Below are 18,734 nucleotides of genomic sequence, written 5' to 3' on the forward strand. Positions count from 1 at the left end.
ATTGCCCGCCTGGCAGCCACGAGGAGTCGCGGTCCAGCACTCGAACGCCCCCAGGAACTACCGCTCCCTCGGAACGCCCTCAACAAGGGATTAGGGCCTCTTGGCGGTGCGGGGGCCCAGCTGACAAAGGCTTTGCCCGTGCCCGACCCGTGCCGGAAAATTCTCGGCGTGGCGGACATGGGACCCAGCGAAGAAGAGACACGGGACGGCCTGTTGGGCTGGTGCCTGGTGGCCAACGTGGCGCGGGAGACCGCGCACGGCGAGGGCGGCCTCGACATCCAGCACGGCACGAAGCACTTCCGCACAGGTGCCCTGCTGTGGATCCCGCCCGTCCCCTGGGACCCCGGCTGGGGTCGCTGGCCCGCGGTGGGCCGGCACCGAGGGAACGGCCGCCGGTACGTCAACATGGTCGTACGCGCGGAGGACCTGGAGACCTTCCGGGTCAAGGGTGTCTACAGCGAGGCCCTCGTCCGCAGCCTCAACGGCTACCGGCACGACCCGTCCGCCCCGCGGACCCTGCAGAACCCGTGGACGCGTGAGCGGGCCCAGGGCTGGGCGGACAGCTGCAACAGCAACCGGGAGCCGCTCTTCATCGAGGGCCACCCCTACGCCCACCCGCGGATGTCCGTTCCCAACCCACCGCCGGCAGAACTCCAGGTCGACGGTGAGACGCTCCATCTCGCTCACTACGGCACCAGGGGAGCCCGCTACAGCCGTACGCCACCGCCCGTGGAATGGACCCCCGAGCCCTGAGCGGGACTTTCGAAAGTCGCGCCAGGGTCTGTGGGCCGGCGCGGAGCCGGCCGAGGTTTCCCTCCGGGCCGGGGACAGTGTGGAGGTGTCCTGTCCCCGGCCGCGAAGTGTCACCACGGCCGGCGCAGCGCGGCATCAGTACTGCTCGGTCTCCACGAAACCGGCGTCCACGTCGTCGTCGGCACCGTAGGTGTCGGCAGCGGCGGACAGGTTCAGTCCGGGCGGGCTGTCCTTCAGGCCGAGGCCCATGCCGGCCAGCTTCTCCTTGACCTCGTCGATGGACTTCGCACCGAAGTTGCGGATGTCCATCAGGTCGGCCTCGGAACGCGCCAGGAGCTCACCCACCGAGTGGACGCCCTCGCGCTTGAGGCAGTTGTAGGAGCGGACCGTGAGCTCAAGCTCCTCGATCGGCAGGGCGAGATCGGCGGCAAGGGCGGCGTCCGTCGGGGACGGGCCCATGTCGATGCCCTCGGCGTCGATGTTGAGCTCACGCGCCAGACCGAACAGCTCCACCAGGGTCTTGCCGGCGGACGCCATGGCGTCACGGGGACGCATGGCCTGCTTGGTCTCGACGTCGACGATCAGCTTGTCGAAGTCGGTGCGCTGCTCGACACGGGTCGCCTCGACCTTGTACGTGACCTTGAGCACGGGCGAGTAGATCGAGTCGACCGGGATGCGCCCGATCTCCTGACCGACCTGCTTGTTCTGCACGGCGGAGACGTAACCGCGGCCGCGCTCGACGGTCAGCTCCATCTCCAGCTTGCCCTTGCCGTTGAGCGTGGCGAGGACGAGATCGGGGTTGTGCACCTCGACACCGGCCGGGGGCGCGATGTCGGCGGCGGTGACCAGACCCGGGCCCTGCTTGCGCAGGTACATCACGACAGGCTCGTCCTGCTCACTGCTGACGACGAGCTGCTTGATGTTGAGGATCAGGTCGGTGACATCCTCCTTGACGCCCGGCACGGTGGTGAACTCGTGCAGCACTCCGTCGATACGGATGGACGTGACCGCCGCACCCGGGATCGAGGAGAGGAGCGTACGGCGCAGGGAGTTGCCAAGGGTGTAGCCGAAGCCCGGCTCCAGTGGCTCGATCACGAACCGGGAGCGGAACTCGTCGACGACCTCTTCGGTCAACGAGGGGCGCTGAGCGATCAGCATGCGGTGTTGCCTCCAGTGGTTTGGCGCCCGCTATGTGACGCCGTAGACACCACGAAGCCTACGGGGCGGCACGGGCGATACGGTCTCTGCCGTGGCCGAACCGCCCGTCTCCCCGACCCGGCGAGGAGACTTTGGGCCGTTTGCTTCCGCCCGCCGCCCCCACCCACAACCGTTTCCGCGTTGTCCGTGTCCCCAGCACTCGAGTGCGCGGGCCGGGCAGGCAGGGATGTGAGGTCAGGGTCGGCTGATGTCGTGGTCATGGAGTATATGCGGCTCCAAGATCGCGTCGACCAGCGCGGGGGAGTGCGGGGGCTACGCCCGTCTGTGGGCTGCAGTGCGTCGGGGCGCTCTCGCTCGATGACCCTGGCGTTGTCCGTCACCACCACGACGTAGGCGGCGTCCGCCCGGTCGAGGACGGTGTCGCTGCCGCCCTCCGCCGTGGCCTCGTCCATGACGACCACCTCGGGGTCGAGCAACAGGCGCGGGCCAGGGCGGGTTGCTATGTCCGGCGCGGGGTGACACCGACGCCTCCGGCGCCGACCGGGGTGTCCACGCCGTCCGGGAGCGCGTCGATCCACCCCGATGCGCCTACGGCGGCGAGCGCGGCGACGCCCAGGGCGGCCCTGGATGGACGCCCGTTCTTCGAACGAACGGGCGTCCATCGCGCGCCGTCAACGGGTCAGGAAGCGCGGGGCTGTTGAGCAGAGTGAACGTCAAGTCGTGATCCAGAGGGTGAGTTATCCCTTCGTCGCGAACGACAGCGTGCCGGACGCGGTCGTATCGGCGTTCTGTGTGATCTGGAAGGCCCAGCCGTCCTCGGCCGGCGCGCACTCGACATGGACGGGTGCGTTCCACTCGGTGAAGCGGAGGGCTTGCATGTGGCAGCCGTTGAGGCGGCCTGGGGCGGCTCCTGCCAGGCAGGCCGCCTGGCGGGCCGCCTCCAGGAGGACCATGCCGGGTACGTGGTCGCTCGGGTGGTCGAAGAACCGGGGGTGGCGTAGGTCGGCCGGTGCCACCAGCAAGGTTCCGGAGTGGGCGCGGACCACCATCACGTCGCCGGGGAAGGGGACCGACACCTCGGCGGGCGAGGGGCGCGAGTGCACGTTGTCCGGAATGGGGTCGGCGGCGGCCTTCGGGCCGCGGAGCGTCTCGTACTCCTCCTCCGAGAGGACACGGACGCGTCCGAAGGCCGAGCCGAACTCCCGCCCGGCGGCGGAGAATTGGATCCGTACGTTCAGCGCGACCGGCCAGGGGACGGCGTCGACGCGGCGTGCGTCGTGTACCTCGGCCCGGCACAGGATGTCGGTGGCGCCGTAGCCGACGGCCGGTTCTGTGGCGTTGTCGAGTTGGAAGCCGACGCTTCTGATGACGGGTCTGCTCGTGCTCGGGGCGCCGAGGAAGCGCTGGCAGATGTACAGGCCGACCTGGCGAATGGTCTCGGCGGCCAGCATCGGATCGTGTCGTTCGGCGGAACCGGGATCGGAACCGGAGCCGGATGTGGCGTACGAGCGCGGCCACTGCGCGGCGAGGAGGTAGCGGTCGTCGGGCAGCGCTCGGGCGTCGGTGAGCAGGACTTCGGCGACCGCGTTCCGGTGTACGAGGGTCCGGGACACGCAACTGTCCCAGCTCAGTGTCAGCTTTTCCGATTCGGCTTCGGGAGGTGCGAGAGAAGGTGATTCAGTCATTAAATAATAGAAGCTATGGTTCCCCGGCATCGGTGCGGGAAATGGTTGCCTGTCGGCTAGATTCACCGGAAAAGACGATCTGGCACGCAGGACAGGGACGACCGAGAATATGCAGGAACGTGCGGAAGCCACCCGACGGGCTGTTCTGGCGACGGCCGCGGTGCTGTTCGAACAGCATGGGTACGTCGGTACGAGCATCAGCGATGTGGCGCGTACGAGCGGGTACACCAGCGGGGCGATCTATTTCCATTTCGGCAGCAAGGAAGGGCTGGCCCGGGGTGTCCTGGAAGCCCATTTCGCCGAATGGCCTCGATTTGTGGAGCGTTGGGAATCCCAGGAGGGTCCTGTACTCGACCGGTTGGTCGGCCTGAGCTTCGCCGTGGCCCGGGAATTCCGTGACAACGTGATCGTCCGCGCCGGCAACAGGCTCTGGAGCGAGCGCAGAAGCATCCCCGTCTCCCTGCCCCGGCCCTTCGTGGGGTGGATCGACGTGGCCTCCCACATGCTGGCCGCCGCCGCGCAGGCGGGCGAGCTCGCCCCCGGCGTCGACGCCGAGCGCGCCGCACGCGTCCTCGTCTCCAGCTTCTTCGGGGTGCACACCGTCTCCGACGCACTGGACGACCGCCGCAACATCGAGGAAGCGGTGAGTGATCTGTGGATGATGCTGCTGCCGGGGTTGCAGGCGGCGCCGATTGATCCGGCGAAGTGCCTGGAGGGGGCGAGGACGTTGCTGGGGGCTCCTCGGGAGTGGCCTGCGCCGAGTGTGAAATGAAAGAGCGCGCGATCCGACCGGGTATTGCCTGACCGAGGCGATGCTGCTCCCGAAGTGCACGACCACCCGCTCTACACCCTTACCGTCGGCGTGAGTTCAAACGGCGCGAGTTCAATCGGCATGAGTTCAGGACGCCGCAGCAGCCGATCAGCCCGGGCCGTACCGCGCCCGTCATCGCCCCCTCTTCTCCACGTCCCTCCGCCGGCGTGACCTGCCCGCCTCCAACAGATCACCGGAATCCGGTGAGGACCGCTCACCTGCCCTACGACAAACCTGAGGTGCAGGGACTTCGGCGATGCCCGGCGAGGAGGCGGTCTCATGAGTGAGCGTGTGGCGGTGGTGGTCGGTGCGGGCGGTGGCCTGGGTCTCGCCACCGCGCGGGTACTCGCGGACGCCGGGTTCGCCGTGACGGCGGTCGACCGTACGGAGAAGGCGCTGGAGCAACTGCCCGACGGCATCCGCCGGGAGGTGGGCGACGCGACCGACCCGGCCGTGGCCAGGAGCGTCCTCGGCCGGATCGCCACTGAGTCCGGGCCTCCCGAGGTACTGGTGAACACCCTCGGCGCGTTCCGCCCGGGAGGCGCGCTCGCCGCGACCCCCGAGGACCTGCGGGTCATGCTGGACGTCAACCTCGGCGCCGCGCTGTGGCTGAGCCAGGCCGTGGCGCCGTACATGCGCCGACGTGGCGGGGGCGCCATCGTGCACGTGTCCGCCCGGCCGGCGAGCGAGCCGACCGCCGGTATGGCCGCCTACAGCCTCGGCAAGGCGGCGCTCAACCACCTCGTCCGCGTCCTCGACCTGGAACTGCGCCCGGACGGCATCCGCGTGAACGCCGTGGCGCCGCAACTCCTCGACACGGCCCACAACCGGGCGGTGCTCCCACGGGAGGCGCTGGCCCACGCCGTCCCGCCGGAGGCGATCGCGAACGTCATCGCCTTCCTCGCCGGCGACCTCGCCGCGGACATCAGCGGAGCGATCGTGCCGGCCTACGGCGCGTGACCCGGGCAGGTCACACACCCCGTACACCTCCACCCCCTTACGCCTCCATTCCCATCCCACGCACATCACCCCCACTCGAAGGGAACTCCCATGTCAACAACGAACCGCCGATCGTTCCTCGCCCGCAGCGCGGTCCTGGCGGCCGTACCCACAGTCGCCGCGCTCGCCGACGGCGCATTCGCCGGGCAGGCGTCCGCCGCCAGTCCCACGCTGCCGGACTACGCGCCGATACCGCCGTCCGCGCTCGGTCCCGCTGTCAACTCGCAGGGCTACTACGTCGGTCGGGTCGAGCGGAATCTGTACTGGGTGACCGACGGCACGTACCAGGCGGCGTTCCTGACGACCCGTGAGGGTGTCGTGCTGTTCGACGCGCCTCCCACCATCGGGCACAACCTCCAGCGGGCCATCGACGAGATCGCCTCCGCCAACGGCGTCTCGAACAGAGTGACCCACCTGATCTACTCCCACCACCATGCCGACCACCTCGGCGCCTCGTCGTTGTTCGGCCGGCACGTGGTGCGGATCGGGCACGCCGAGAACAGGCGGCTGCTGGCACGCGACAACGACCCGACGCGGCCGCTGCCCGACGTGACGTTCGAGAACCGCTACACCCTGCGCGTGGGCGGCGAGCGCATCAACCTGGCGTGGCACGGCACCAACCACTCGCCCGACAACATCTACATCCACCTGCCGGACCACGAGACCCTCATGCTGGTCGACGTCAACCTGCCCGGCTGGGTCCCCTTCGACAGCTTCAACCTGAACGAGGACGTCCCCGCCTCCATAGCCGCCCCGGCCAAGGCCATGACGTACCCGTGGAAGCACTACATCGGCGGCCACATGGGACGGCTCGGCACCCGCCAGGACATGGTCGTCTACCAGCAGTACGTGAACGACATCGTCGACAACGTCAAGAAGGCGCTGACGGCGGTCGACCCCGCGCCGTACTTCGCGAAGTACGGGGACAACGCGTGGGCCGCGGTCAAGGAGTACCAGGCCGCTCAAGTCGCCTACGCCGCCGACCCGGTGATCAAGAAATACACCGGCGTCCTCGCCGCCGCCGACGTCTACACGGCCAGCACGACGTTCATCATCCTCGAATCGCTGCGCCTCGACCTCGGCCAGGGCTCGCAGGTCCATGCGTGATCACAGCGCAACACACCAGAAGGGGCACTGAGATGCCGGGCCGACTGGGCGGAAAAGTCTGTGTCGTCACCGGCACGGGCGGGAGCATGGGGCGTGCCACCGCCCTGGCGTTCGCCCGAGAGGGTGCCCGGGTCGTCGGGTGCGACGTGTCGGTCGAGGCGGCGGAAGAGACCGTAGCGTCGGTGCGAGCCGAGGGCGGCGAGATGGTGTCGCTGCAGCCGTGCCGTCTCGATGATCCCGCCGAATCCGTCAGGCTCGTCGACTTCGCGGTGGATCGATTCGGCCGGATCGACGTCCTGTTCAACCTCGCCGGCAGGGCCCACTTCAGCTGGCTCGAAGACGTCTCCGACAAGGACTGGGACGATGCGCGCCGGGACGAGGTCGGCCTGGTCCTCTACCTCACCCGGGCCGCATGGCCCCAACTGAAGGCCGGCCAGGGCGTGGTGGTGAACATGGCCTCCCTGAACGGCTCCCTCGGCTTCAAGGGCCTACCGTCCCTGTCCCATACGACGAACAAGGCCGCGATCATCGGTATGACCCGCCAACACGCCATGGAGAGAGGCGAGTTCGGCATCCGCGTCAACTCGATCTCGCCCGGCCTGATCGAAAGCCGGGCCACCCGCGAGCAGTTGGAGAACGACGACTTCTCCCGCCAGATGCTCGGCCTAACTCTCCTGGGCCGAGTGGGCCGGCCCGAGGACGTGGCGAACGCGGCCCTGTTCCTCGCATCCGACGAGAGCGCCTATGTGACCGGCGTCGACCTCGTCGTCGACGGCGGCATGAAGGTCTGGTGACCGACAACTCGCCAGTCCGGTACGGCCGTTCACCTCACCCTGCTCACCCTGTCCGGCCCACGACGAGCTCGTAGAAGACCGGCTCGCCGCTCGTCGTCACGCGGTGCTGGAACCTTGTTCGTTCCAGCACCGCGAGACGCCCGCCGGCCATCAGCCGCTCGACCGCCGCGCCGAACCCGTCCGGATCCGATTCGTCCATCCACCGTTCGTCGATCGTGAAGGACACAGGAGCGCCGGGCGGCAGCAGCGCGAGGGCATTCTCAAGCGCCCGCGGCGTGGCGTGCGTGCCGCCGAACGCCCCTGCCGACACCAACCCCCCTAGCGCATACGGGAGTAGAGCCTCGCGGAGTGCGTCGGGGTGCAGGAGGTCGCCGACCACGTAGTCGGCGTAGACGCCCGGCCGGTCGCGCAGACTCGCCTCGCGCGCCGCCGGCAGCGCGTCGACCCCGACAACCCGGGCTACGCCCCCGCCGCGCACGAGTTCGCCGACCAGTCCCGTGCCGGAGCCGACGTCGAGGACCGTCAGCGAGCCCGGCTCCAGCCCGAGGCGCTCGGCCGCGCGCAGAAAGCCCGCTGCCGCGACCTGTGGTGATCGGCACTGGAGCAGCTCCTGGACGACATGCTCGTAGAGGCCGGGCACGGCGTAGATCCGTGTGTACTCGTGCAGGTGCAGCACCTCGTGCTCGCCCAGCGCGATGTACTCGCCGTCGGTCTCCGGCGGGCCGAGCAGACGGACACCCGCAAACACATCTGACATGTCCGCGAGGCTATGCGAACGCGTTTGCGCGCCGCCAACGGCGGCCAGTAGTCGCAGCGCTTGATCTTTCACCGGATACGGCCCCCAGCTCATGCCCAGGATCACCGCCGTGCAGGCGACAGTTCGCCGCCGGGATGCCGTGATGCGCATCGGCTACGCTGACCGCGTGGCTGACGGACATCGCGCGACTCCCGACCTGCGGGCCGCAGCGGGTTCGGGCCGCTCGGCGGGCCGGGGCCGACCCGGGCTCATCGGCCGCCGTGACCTCGTCGCCGCCCTGGACCGTGCCGCCGAGAAGCAGGTGACGCTGATCTCCGCGCCCGCCGGAAGCGGGAAGACGTCGTTGCTGCGCACGTGGGCCGACCGGCCCGACCAGGACCGCCGTATCGCCTTCGTGTCCGTACGGCCGGGCCAGCGGGACGGGCAGTTGTTCTGGCTCGCTCTGCTGGACGCGGTCCGTACCGCGGCCGGTAGTGAGGGTGCCGCGGAACCGTCGGCCGTGACTCCCGGCTCCGACGGCGGTGCCGTCAGGGACAAGGTGCTGGCCGAGATCACGGCGTCCCGGAAGCCCTTCTTCCTCGTCATCGACGACCTCCACGAACTCGGATCTGCCGCGGCCGTCGAGCAGTTGGGGACACTGCTGACCAGCCTTCCCCAGGGGGTCCACGCGATCGTGGCCACCCGCCGTGACCCGTCGCTGCGCCTGCACAAGCTGCGGCTGGCCGGCGAACTCGCCGAGATCCGCGCCGCGCAGCTCCGCTTCACCGAGGCCGAGACCCGCGAACTCCTGGCCGCCGCCAAGATCGTGCTGCCCGACTCGGTGGCCGACAAGCTGCATCAGCGGACCGAGGGCTGGGCTGCCGGGCTACGGCTGGCCGTGCTCTCGCTGGCCGGGCATCCGGACCCCGAGCGGTTCGTCGCCGAGTTCTCCGGCAGCCACCGTACGGTCGCCGAGTACCTGCTGGCCGAGATGCTGGAGCGCCAACCACCGCATGTGCAGAGGCTGTTGCTGCGTACTTCGCTGCTCGACCGGGTCAACGGCGAGCTGGCTGACCTCCTCACGGACGCGACCGGGTCGGAGCGCATCCTGCTGGATCTGGAGGACGCCAACGCGTTCGTCGTGGCGCTCGATCCGGGCCGGACCTGGTTCCGCTACCACCACATGTTCGGTGATCTGCTCCGGCTGGAACTGCGCCGAACGCTCCCCGGGAACATCCCGGAACTGCACCGGCTGGCCGCGCGCTGGTTCGCCGGACACGCCCAGGCCGCCGACGCCGTCCGTCATCTGCAGGCCGCCGGTGACTGGGCCGAGGCGGCCCACCTGCTCGCCGAACACGCCGTCAGCCTCACCCTGGACGGACAGGCCGGAACCGTCGTCGCGCTGCTCCACGCCTTCCCCGCCCGCACCGGCGAGGAACGCCCGGAGCTGGCCCTCGTGCACGCCAACGCCGATCTGCACCAGCACCGCCTGGACGAGGCCCAGGCCCACCTCGACATCGCCCGGTCGTACGCCGAGACGACGACGCCCGACCGGCGGCATCGGCTGCGGATGGCGATCGCGTCACTGGACCTGCTGCTGGCGCGGCTGCGCGGGCACTTCGACGCCGTGTTCGAGCAGGCCGACGCCCTGCCGTCCGCGAGCGCCGGCCAGTCCACCACCGAGGTCGCGCTCGCCGGCGACCTACGAGCCCTCGCCCTGCTGAACCTGGGCGTCACCGAGGCCTGGTCGCTCCGGCTCGACGACAGCGAGCGGCATCTTCTGGAGGGCGCCGCGCTCGCCCACGACATCGGCCGCCCCTATCTGGAGGTGGCCTGCCTCGCCCACCTCGGATTCGCCTCAGGCAACCGTTCCTTCACCCTCGTCCGGCGTCGCTGCGAGGAGGCGCTGGCGCTCGCCGACCGGTACGGCTGGGGCGCCGAGCCGGTGATCGTGCCCGCGCAGGTGGCCTTCGCCGGGACGCTGATCTGCTCGGGCGAGTTCGACCAGGGGCAGCAGTGGCTGGAGCGTGCTCGGCGCGCCACGCGGTCCGAGGGCGAGCCCGGTGTCCGGCTGCTGGTGCATCTGGTCTCCGCGATGCTTCCGGCGGCGCGGGGTCAACTCCAGGAGACCCTGGCCGAGTTGACCGCCGTCGAGCAGGTGCAGTCACACATGAGGGGCGAGCACGGGCTCCGGTCCCGGGTGATCGGCTGGACGGTGGCCACCCAGGCCCGCCTCGGCATGCTCGACCAGGCCCGGGCCACCCTCGCCGCCCTCGACGAACGGCGGGCAGCCACCGGCGAGATCCGTACCGCTGCCGCGGTGATCCGCCTCGCCGAGCAGGACCCCGCCGGCGCCCGCCGCGAACTCCGGCCGGTCCTCGACGGCACCGCCCCCGGCAACTCCTTCCTCACCCCGATCGAGGCCCACCTCCTGGAAGCGCTCGCCTACCGCGACCTCGGCGACAGACTCGCGGCGGCAACGGCCGTGGAGCAGGCGCTGAATCTCGCCGAAGCGGACCGGATGATCCTGCCCTTCGCGATGACCGGCGCCTGGGAGCTGCTGGAGTCCCTGCCGCTGCGGACGTCGCACGCCGCACTGGTCTCCGACATCCTGGACGTCGTCCGCGGCACCGCCACCGGCGGACCGGACCGGCCGCCCTCGGTACCCACCGAGCATCTCAGCCCGAGCGAACTGCGCGTCCTGCGCTACCTGCCGACGAACCTCACCCGCCCCGAGATCGCCGGCGAACTCTCGGTCTCGCTCAACACCGTCAACACCCACATCCGGCGGATCTACGCCAAGCTCGGCGCCGGCGACCGGTCCTCGGCGGTGCAGCGCGGCCGTGAGCTGCGGCTCCTGTCGAACGGCCGCGGCTGAGGTCCGTACGATCACCGGATTCCGGCGACGCGGACTCACCCGTGCATCCACGACGATGGGGCCATGGGTGATGACCCCCTCCAGTACCAGATCCGGGTCTGCGGCCACCTCGGTCCCACCCTGCTGATGGCGTTCCCGGCGTTCGCGCCCGAGCAGCAGGGCACCGAGACCGTGCTCACCGGGCTGCTGCCGGACGCCTCGGCGCTCTACGGCGTCCTCGCCGAGGTCGAGGCACTCGGCCTCGACCTCCTCGAAGTACGCAGAGTCCGGCCCCCGCAAGACCTCTCGGTCCGGCCTGTCGTGCGACCGGACCAGCCTCCACCGAAGGGAGAACGTTCCGTGAGCACCGAGCAGCAGGACACTCTCGACGCGATCCTGCGTCAGTCGGCCCTTCCCGTCGGCAGTGACGTCGCCGAACAGCGGCGCCTGCTCCGTGAGTTGACGTCGGGGCAGCCCCTGCCTCCCGACGTGACCATGATGTCGACCACGCTGGGCGGTGTCCCCGTCGCCGCGATCACGGTCGACGGAGTCGAACCCCGGCACGTCGTCCTGTACTTCCACGGCGGCGTCTACGTTCTGGGCGACGCCGCGAGCGCCGCGGGCCTGGCCTCGCAAGTGGGCCGGCGGACCAGCGCCACGGTCTACTCCGTCGACTACCGGCTCGCCCCCGAGCACCCGTACCCGGCGGCGGTGGACGACGCCCTGGCGACCTACGAAGCCCTCCTGAAGGACGGCACCGCCCCTTCGGACATCGTCCTCGCCGGGGAGTCCGCGGGCGGCGGACTCGTCGTCGCCACCCTGGTCAACGCGCGTGACCGCGGACTGCCCCTGCCCGCCGCGGCCTACGTCATGTCGCCGTACGTCGACCTCACCCTGGCCGGGGCGAGCATCGAGACCAAGCGCGAGGCCGACCCGCTGCTCAGCCGGGAGCTCCTCGAACCCCGGGTCACCGACTACACGGCGGGACAGGATCCCGCTCTCGGCCTCATCAGCCCCGTCTTCGCGGACCTGGCCGGGCTGCCGCCCCTGATCATCCAGGTCGGCACGCACGAGGTCCTCCTCGACGACGCCGTACGCCTCGCCCAGCAGGCCGCCGCCGCGGACGTCGAGGTCACGCTGGAGGTCACGCCTCGGGTCCCGCATGTCTTCCAGGCCTATCAGCCGCTCCTCGACGAAGCGGCCGTCGCGCTGGACCGGGCCGGAGCGTTCCTGTCCGCGCGGCTGGACAGCGCTACCGGAAAGCCGGTGTCGTAGGAACCCGGCGACGACCCGTCACCCGACCACTGACGTCGTTGTCGTCGGCGGGCCCTCGGCTCAATCCTCGGAGCCCCGCTGCCCGGAACGGTTCCTGCGCCTGTCGACGACCGAGTCGGCGAGCGGCACCGCGATCCAGCAGAGATAAGCCCAGTGGGTGAAGAACGAGACCGGGATCGAGACCAGGAAGCCCAGTGCCACCATGCCGAGGCGGCGGACGGCCCGGGTGAAGAGTCCGGGCGGGGTGCCGGGACGCTGGAGGCCGTCGCGGGGGACCTCGCGGACCATCAGTATGAACAGGAGACAGGCCAGGAACTGCACGACGGCGTAGAAGACGAACCGCGCCTGGAACGCTCCCTCGCCGCCGATCACGTCGGTGGCGAACGGGGTGACCACCAGCATCAGCAGCCAGTACATGGTGAGGGCCGTCAACCGGCTGTTGGTCGCCGTGACGTGGCGGAACACCCGGTGGTGGGAGCGCCAGTGCGCGGCGATCACCACGAAACTGATCATGAACGCCAGATAGCTCTCACGGTGTGACGTGGCCGAGTGCCACAGCTCGGAGTTGGTCGTTCCCTCCGGTACCGGGAGTTCCAGAGCCAGCAGCGTGAGCGCGATGGCGACCACCGCGTCCCCGAAGAACGTGAGGCGCTCGCCGGAGACCGCGCGGACCTCCATGTCCTCGCTCCCGGACGGCAGTTCTTGATCAGTCGAGACATCCATGGCAGCAGAGAATGCCACAAGCCGAAGGTCCCCTCGGACGCGCCTGGCACCGAGGGCCGGGCCGGGGGAGTGGTACTGCTGGTCCTACCCGCACGGCTGGCGGCCGGCGCGCGAGGAAGAGGATCATCGGACGGACAGGGCACGGCCCCGACCGGAGACAGCTGATCGCGCAGAACGGACAGCCGCATGACCATGGCCTACCTCGCACAGCCCGAGCAGCAGCAGAGACTCGAATGGCTCGACGGCGGCGAGTTCGCCGTACTCCTCGACGCCGCGGCCACCGGCGGACAGCTGACCGTGGGACGGTTCTCCGTCGCCAAGGGCGAGGCGCCGCCGTACCACAAGCACACCCGTGAGGACGAGGTCTTCATGCTCATCAAGGGGAGTGCGCTGCTGTGGTGTGACGACGAGGAGATGGAGCTGTCGGAGGGCGGCATCGTCTTCCTGCCGCGGAACGTGCCGCACGGCTACCGGATCACCTCCGACACCGCCGACCTGCTGATGATCTGCACGCCCGGCGGCATCGAGGGCATGTTCCGGCACGCGGGACGTGACCTCACGACCCCGCGCCCCGAGGGCTTCGAGATCTCGCGGGACATCATGGCCGAGGCCGCCGACATGTACGGCCAGATCATCGTCGGCCCGCCGCGCTGACCCAGGGCTCCACCGCACCATCGCACCGACCGGAACCACGAAAGGCACAGCCATGTCCCGGCAACAGCGCCAGGCCCTCGACGAGATGCTGCGGCACGGCCCGCTCGACCTCGGAGGGGACGTGGCCCAACAGCGCGCCCTCTTCCACGACATGATGACGTCCATACCGTTGCCGCCCGACGTCTCCACCACCGAGGGCGAACTGGGCGGTGTACCGGTCGTCACCGTCGAGACGCCGGGGAACGACCCGGCGAGCGTCCTGCTGTATCTGCACGGCGGCGCGTACGTCATCGGCTCGGCGGCCGACGCCGCGGGTCTGGCCGCCGAGGTCTCCCGGCGCACCGGTGCCCGCGCCGTCTGCGTCGACTACCGGCTGGCACCCGAGCACCCCTTCCCAGCGGCGGTCGACGACGCCCTGGCCGTGTACCGGGCCCTGCTCGACGACGGAATTCCCAGTACCGCGATCGCCTTCGTCGGGGAGTCCGCGGGCGGCGGTCTCGTCGCCGCGACACTGGTCGCCGTCAAGGACGCGGGCCTGCCCCAGCCCTCCTCGGCCGCGGTCTTCTCCCCGTGGGCCGACCTGAGCGTGTCCGGCGACAGTGCGGTGAGCAAGGCGGCGGTCGACGCCTCACTGACCCCGGAAGGCCTGCGCACCCGTGCCCGCGACTACCTCGACACCACGGACCCGAGCACCCCGCACGTCAGCCCCGTCTTCGCCGATCTGACCGGCCTGGCGCCGCTGTTCATCCAGGTCGGCTCGTACGAGATCCTCCTGGACGACGCCGTACGACTGGCCGCGCGCGCCGCCGAGCACGACGTCCACGTAGAACTCCAGGTCTGGCCCGAAGTCCCGCACGTCTTCCAGGCGTTCGCCGCGATGCTCGACGAGGGCGCCGCCGCGCTCGACGCCGCCGGAGCCTTCATCCGGGCCCGGTGGGCCGACGGCGCCGATACCGACAAGCCGGACGAGGCACTGCCGACCGGGGCCTCGTCGTAGGCGGAGGAGGGACGACGGCACGGACCGGCGGAGAGTAAAGACTCCGCCGTCCGGAGGCTGAACGCCCGTTCGTCGCTCGCCAGTTGAACAACAATGTGTTCCATGGCTACGACGAACCACTTCGGCATCGCTCTGCGGGGGTGGCGCGAGCGCGTGTCACCGCAGGACAGCGGGCTGGAGGCGGGCGGGGACCGGCGCATCCCCGGGCTGCGCCGGGAGGAACTGGCCCGGCTGGCCGGCCTGTCGGTCGACTACGTGGTCCGGCTGGAACAGGGCCGCGCCAGGAACCCCTCGCCCCAGGTCGTCACCGCACTGGCAAGGGCGCTGCGCCTCGAACCGTCCGAGCGCGACCACCTGTTCCGCTGCGCCCACCTCGCACCGCCCCCGGCCGGGAACGTGTCCCGGCACGTCCCCGCGAGGGTGCACCGGCTGGTGGGGCAGTTGGCCGGCAACCCCACCGCGGTCTTCGCCGCCGACTGGACCCTCATCAGCTGGAACGGGATGTGGAACGAGGCGGTCGGTGACCCTCGCACGTACGGCTGGAGGGAACTCAACCTCGTCGACGGCATGTTCCGGTCCAGCGGTGGTCGACGGCGGGAACCGATCGCGGCCTGGCCGGTGCGGTCCTGGGCGGGCGACGAGGTCGAGGAGGAGGACCTCGTCGCCGACCTGCGGCTGACGGCCGCCGCCCACCCCCATGACGCGCGGCTCGCCGCGTTCGTCGACCGCATGCTGCACGACAGCCCGCGCTTCGCCCGCCTCTGGTCCAACGGCACCGCCCGCACCAACGTCGGCGACCGCAAGACCGTCGAGCACCCCCGGGTGGGGAACATCGACCTCGACCTCGATGTCGTGATGGCCGCGGGCACGGACCTCAGGATCGTCACGTACACGGCGGCGGTCGGGACGACGGACGCGGAGAAGCTGGACGCTCTGCGCGCCATCTGTCCTGACCCGGGCCGGGGCCTGGCCCACGCCATGTCGGGCCGCGACGCCCCGAGTTGAGGACGAGGACCGCGGCCCGTCAGTCCTCTTGGTCCCCGTCCGCGACGGACAGGGCATCGGTGATCAGGCGGGTGGCGAAGTCCTGGTCGTCGGTGATGCGGTTGATGTGCTCCGCGAGCAGAAAGGCCGTGGCCTCCAGCGGAGTCATCTCCTCCTTGGTCCAGTCCCCGTACTGCGCACGCCACAGGTTCGGGCTCAGCCCGGTGCCCGCGGCGATGGCCAGCCCGGCCATCATCGGGATCGCTTCCGGGCGCACACTCCTGGGCATCATCTGCATCGTGGCCACGAGGCTGGGCACCACGTACTCGATGACGTCCTTCTCGTGCTCCTCGTGAGCCTTCCGCAGCCACGTCATGAACATGTAGATCAGCGTGCACGTGCCGTCCAGCATGTCATTGAGCCCCTTGGCCCCCAGCGTCGCGATGAACTGGTCCATCAACGCCTGCTGTTCGGGATCGGTCGCACTCTTCCCGTCATGAACGGTCTTCAGCCGAGAGTCGATCATCATGATCGCCGCACCGACATCACCGACGGGAGCGTGCGCGGGGTCGCAGGGCGATGACACAGGAATCCTCCTCGGGTGACTGCGGTGGGTAACTCCGCGTGTTCGTACAGTAGATGGCCGGTGCGGTCGCGGGTGGGGGTTTATCGGGTTTTGCAGCTGCGAGGCAGTGGCGGAGTCCGGATTCTTCCGGTGGGCGGGGGAGCCTGCAGTGCGCTCTTGAACGCGGACCGATGGGCGGAGGTGTGGGCGTACTCCCGCTCGGCCCACGCGACGCGGGCGCCGATCAACTCGTCCTCGGCTGAATGGCGTTGACGCACCAGGTCCACCCCGCGTAGCCGACCGTGCCCCGCACCCCGTCGGTCATCCACTCCCGGACGGCCGCCGCCCGGTCCGCGTCCGGCTTGGGCGTGCCGTTGACCGTGGCCACCAGGGACTGGTATCTGGTGAGCAGCTTGAGGCCGGTCGCCTTGCCGGCGCCCAAGTCGCGCAGGGTGCGCACGAGTTCGAGCCGGACGATGGCGTGCACGTCGTACTGCCGGGAACCGCCCTCGGTGAGACCGGTCGGCGCGACGACGCCCTCGTCGGCATAGAACCTGACCGCGCTCACGCTCAGGCCGGTGCGGCGGGCGACGTCCCCGATGGAGTAGAGCTCCGGTTCATTCACACCCAGCACTATGGGATCTCAAGTGACCTGAGAGTCAAGGGGGTTGGGATCTGTGTGGATCCGTCCCAGGGGTGGCCGACGCCGTGGGCCGCAAGGCGGCGGTACTGCTCCGGGACGTCCCGGATGACGTCGTCGGCGGTGACGCGGAACCCCCGTCACCGCCCGAGCACCCCAGTAGCAGGCCCCCGCAGACAGCCGCCGCCCCGCCGACACGCAGTGCTCCGGCATACGGCACGACGTCGCCCCCTCCACGGCCTGCCGTGCGGCCGACCTCATGCCAGTACCGATGCGCGCGGTCACGGGACGGTTCTCCGCCCGCTGCGGCTGTTCCGGATGCGTACAGTCGCGTCGACCGTAGTGCCCTGGTGCCTCAACTCGCCCTGTACAGAGGGACGTTCGGGGCGGCCGCAGCCTCACCTGACGAGTTCGGTCGGCTCGTCCAACTGGGTCAGCTTCCGCGGATTGCGCACCACGTAGATCCGGGAGACACGGCCGTCCTCCACCACGACACTGATCGCGGACGGTTCGCCGTCGAACTCGATCCGGCCCGCCGGCTCGCCGTTGAGCCACACGGGCGCGGTGTCGAAGGCGGCCACCAACGCGTGCGCGCGGGCGAGGATCGGCGCCACCAGCTCGACGCCGTGGATCGGGACGAGCGCGGCGGGAACCACCCCGCCACCGTCGGTCACCAGCACCACGTCCGGCGCCATCACCTCCATCAGCTCCTGCAACTGCCCGGTCCGCAACGCGCTCAAGAACCGTTCCACCACGGCCTGTTGCTGCGACCGGCTCACCCGCACCCGCGGCCGTCGGGCCGCCACATGCTCCCGCGCCCGCCGCGCGACCTGCCGCACCGCGGCCGCGGACTTCCCGATGACCTCGGCGATCTCGCCGTACGGCAGCTCGAAGACCTCGCGCAGCACGAACACCGCCCGCTCGGTGGGCCCGAGCGTCTCCAGCACGGTCAGCATCGCGATCGAGACGCTCTCCGCGAGCTCGACGTCCTCGGCGACATCGGGACTGGTCAGCAAGGGTTCCGGCAGCCACTCGCCCACGTACTCCTCGCGGCGGCGCGACACCGTGCGCAGCCGGTTGAGCGCCTGCCGGGTGACAAGCCGGATCAGGTAGGACCGCGGGTCCCGCACCTGTGACCGGTCGACGTCGGCCCACCGCAGCCAGGACTCCTGCAGCACGTCCTCCACGTCGGCGGCCGACCCGAGCATCTCGTAGGCGACCGTGAACAGGAGGCCGCGGTGGGCGACGAAGGGATCATCGGTCACGCCGTCGGCCGTCATGCCGTCGACGCTACGTCGGCGCCGGCGTGCCCCGCCCGGGAGGCCAGCGGGATCCCGCACGAGTCCGAGTAGCCCTGCGAGGTGATCCCGTGCGCGGTGTTGCACCTGGCCGCCATGTTGGCGAAGCCGATGAACACGGTGAGTTCGACGAGCGCGGCCGGGCCGAGCCGGTCGAGCAGGCTCTTGGACAGCTCGTCGGTGACGGTCGGCGGTGTGTTCGTCATGGCCTCCGCGTACGCGAGCACGTCCCGCTCCAGCGGAGTGAACACCTCCGACTGCCGCCAGCGCGGCACCTGGCTCGCCTTGGCCAGGTCCAGGTTCTGGTTCAGCGCGTGGAAGTAGTTGACGTCGAGGCACCAGCTGCAGCCGACCTGGGCCGCGACGGCCATGTGCGCGAACGTCTTGAGACCCGCGTCGGCCGCGTCCCACGTGCCCACCTGGGCCGTGAACTCCTGGTTGGCCTCGGCGAGTCGGGGCTGGTTCCACAGCACTTCGACGGGCTCGGGCACGGCTCCGAGCTGCTTGATCATGTTCTCGCGGAGCTCGGCGGGAAGCTCGGCCTTCGGAACGCGAGGCGTCACGGTGTTCTCCTTGTATGTGGTGTACGTGTGCCTGTTCGGCGGTTCGACATGAAGACACCGGCCGGCTCGCGGATGTGACACCGGGACCCCGGGGGGCCGGTCGGCCACCGTGCTTGGCCGCTTCGCGCGGGGGTA

The 18,734-nt window shown here is 70.1% G+C and carries 18 protein-coding genes; 10 read left to right on the forward strand and 8 right to left on the reverse strand.

From position 1 onward, the window contains the following. Nucleotides 1–177: 177 nt before the first annotated feature. The gene (locus ACGFY9_RS35150) at nucleotides 178–753 is read left to right on the forward strand and encodes a hypothetical protein (RefSeq protein ID WP_393761449.1); all 576 of its coding nucleotides are present in this window, start codon (nucleotides 178–180) and stop codon (nucleotides 751–753) included. Nucleotides 754–888: 135 nt separating this feature from the next. Here ACGFY9_RS35150 and ACGFY9_RS35155 read toward each other — a convergent pair whose 3' ends face one another. After that, complete coding sequence (locus ACGFY9_RS35155; protein ID WP_033280953.1) at nucleotides 889–1,911, reverse strand: DNA-directed RNA polymerase subunit alpha; 1,023 nt, start codon at nucleotides 1,909–1,911, stop codon at nucleotides 889–891. Between the two features lie 737 nt (nucleotides 1,912–2,648). Next, nucleotides 2,649–3,524 (reverse strand): ScbA/BarX family gamma-butyrolactone biosynthesis protein, encoded by an 876-nt coding sequence (locus ACGFY9_RS35160; protein WP_393760994.1) that lies wholly within the window; start codon nucleotides 3,522–3,524, stop codon nucleotides 2,649–2,651. Nucleotides 3,525–3,705: 181 nt separating this feature from the next. On the opposite strand from ACGFY9_RS35160, the gene ACGFY9_RS35165 reads away from it, so the two are divergent. From ACGFY9_RS35165 to ACGFY9_RS35180, 4 genes are all read left to right on the forward strand, one after another. After that, nucleotides 3,706–4,368: a ScbR family autoregulator-binding transcription factor gene (locus ACGFY9_RS35165; protein ID WP_393760996.1), complete on the forward strand. Its 663-nt coding sequence runs from the start codon at nucleotides 3,706–3,708 to the stop codon at nucleotides 4,366–4,368. Between the two features lie 318 nt (nucleotides 4,369–4,686). After that, nucleotides 4,687–5,367 carry an SDR family NAD(P)-dependent oxidoreductase gene (locus ACGFY9_RS35170; protein ID WP_393760998.1) on the forward strand — a complete coding sequence of 227 codons (681 nt, stop codon included), beginning with the start codon at nucleotides 4,687–4,689 and terminating at the stop codon, nucleotides 5,365–5,367. A 90-nt stretch (nucleotides 5,368–5,457) separates the two neighbouring features. After that, nucleotides 5,458–6,513, forward strand: coding sequence for an MBL fold metallo-hydrolase (locus tag ACGFY9_RS35175; RefSeq protein ID WP_393761000.1), 1,056 nt, complete (start codon nucleotides 5,458–5,460; stop codon nucleotides 6,511–6,513). Nucleotides 6,514–6,545: 32 nt separating this feature from the next. Next, nucleotides 6,546–7,307 carry an SDR family NAD(P)-dependent oxidoreductase gene (locus ACGFY9_RS35180; RefSeq protein ID WP_393761002.1) on the forward strand — a complete coding sequence of 254 codons (762 nt, stop codon included), beginning with the start codon at nucleotides 6,546–6,548 and terminating at the stop codon, nucleotides 7,305–7,307. A gap of 43 nt (nucleotides 7,308–7,350) precedes the next feature. Here ACGFY9_RS35180 and ACGFY9_RS35185 read toward each other — a convergent pair whose 3' ends face one another. Then, on the reverse strand, nucleotides 7,351–8,064 hold the full coding sequence (locus tag ACGFY9_RS35185) for a hypothetical protein (protein WP_393761004.1): 714 nt from the start codon (nucleotides 8,062–8,064) through the stop codon (nucleotides 7,351–7,353). Between the two features lie 166 nt (nucleotides 8,065–8,230). On the opposite strand from ACGFY9_RS35185, the gene ACGFY9_RS35190 reads away from it, so the two are divergent. Then, on the forward strand, nucleotides 8,231–10,921 hold the full coding sequence (locus tag ACGFY9_RS35190; RefSeq protein ID WP_393761006.1) for an AAA family ATPase: 2,691 nt from the start codon (nucleotides 8,231–8,233) through the stop codon (nucleotides 10,919–10,921). A gap of 63 nt (nucleotides 10,922–10,984) precedes the next feature. Continuing rightward, nucleotides 10,985–12,175: an alpha/beta hydrolase gene (locus ACGFY9_RS35195; protein ID WP_393761008.1), complete on the forward strand. Its 1,191-nt coding sequence runs from the start codon at nucleotides 10,985–10,987 to the stop codon at nucleotides 12,173–12,175. A gap of 60 nt (nucleotides 12,176–12,235) precedes the next feature. Here ACGFY9_RS35195 and ACGFY9_RS35200 read toward each other — a convergent pair whose 3' ends face one another. Next, the gene (locus tag ACGFY9_RS35200) at nucleotides 12,236–12,898 is read right to left on the reverse strand and encodes a TMEM175 family protein (protein WP_393761010.1); all 663 of its coding nucleotides are present in this window, start codon (nucleotides 12,896–12,898) and stop codon (nucleotides 12,236–12,238) included. A 186-nt stretch (nucleotides 12,899–13,084) separates the two neighbouring features. Between ACGFY9_RS35200 and ACGFY9_RS35205 the strand changes: the two genes are divergently transcribed. The 3 genes from ACGFY9_RS35205 to ACGFY9_RS35215 all read left to right on the forward strand — a co-directional run bounded on the left by ACGFY9_RS35205 (nucleotide 13,085) and on the right by ACGFY9_RS35215 (nucleotide 15,554). Further along, on the forward strand, nucleotides 13,085–13,552 hold the full coding sequence (locus tag ACGFY9_RS35205) for a cupin domain-containing protein (protein ID WP_366492747.1): 468 nt from the start codon (nucleotides 13,085–13,087) through the stop codon (nucleotides 13,550–13,552). Nucleotides 13,553–13,604: 52 nt separating this feature from the next. Beyond that, the gene (locus ACGFY9_RS35210) at nucleotides 13,605–14,549 is read left to right on the forward strand and encodes an alpha/beta hydrolase (RefSeq protein WP_393761012.1); all 945 of its coding nucleotides are present in this window, start codon (nucleotides 13,605–13,607) and stop codon (nucleotides 14,547–14,549) included. Between the two features lie 102 nt (nucleotides 14,550–14,651). Beyond that, on the forward strand, nucleotides 14,652–15,554 hold the full coding sequence (locus tag ACGFY9_RS35215) for a helix-turn-helix transcriptional regulator (RefSeq protein WP_393761014.1): 903 nt from the start codon (nucleotides 14,652–14,654) through the stop codon (nucleotides 15,552–15,554). A 19-nt stretch (nucleotides 15,555–15,573) separates the two neighbouring features. Here the strand turns inward: ACGFY9_RS35215 and ACGFY9_RS35220 are convergent, their stop codons facing one another. From ACGFY9_RS35220 to ACGFY9_RS35235, 4 genes are all read right to left on the reverse strand, one after another. Next, nucleotides 15,574–16,119, reverse strand: coding sequence for a hypothetical protein (locus tag ACGFY9_RS35220; RefSeq protein WP_393761016.1), 546 nt, complete (start codon nucleotides 16,117–16,119; stop codon nucleotides 15,574–15,576). A 223-nt stretch (nucleotides 16,120–16,342) separates the two neighbouring features. After that, a complete protein-coding gene (locus ACGFY9_RS35225; protein ID WP_393761018.1) occupies nucleotides 16,343–16,723 on the reverse strand; it encodes a MerR family transcriptional regulator in 381 nt (126 codons plus the stop codon). 413 nt (nucleotides 16,724–17,136) lie between these two features. Further along, nucleotides 17,137–18,003, reverse strand: coding sequence for an RNA polymerase sigma-70 factor (locus ACGFY9_RS35230; protein WP_393761451.1), 867 nt, complete (start codon nucleotides 18,001–18,003; stop codon nucleotides 17,137–17,139). An 11-nt stretch (nucleotides 18,004–18,014) separates the two neighbouring features. Continuing rightward, nucleotides 18,015–18,599, reverse strand: a complete 585-nt coding sequence (locus ACGFY9_RS35235) for a carboxymuconolactone decarboxylase family protein (protein ID WP_393761020.1) — start codon at nucleotides 18,597–18,599, stop codon at nucleotides 18,015–18,017. Between the last annotated feature and the right edge of the window lie 135 nt (nucleotides 18,600–18,734).

Source organism: Streptomyces sp. NPDC048504 (assembly GCF_043200035.1).
In the GTDB taxonomy this organism is placed as follows: Bacteria; Actinomycetota; Actinomycetes; order Streptomycetales; family Streptomycetaceae; genus Streptomyces.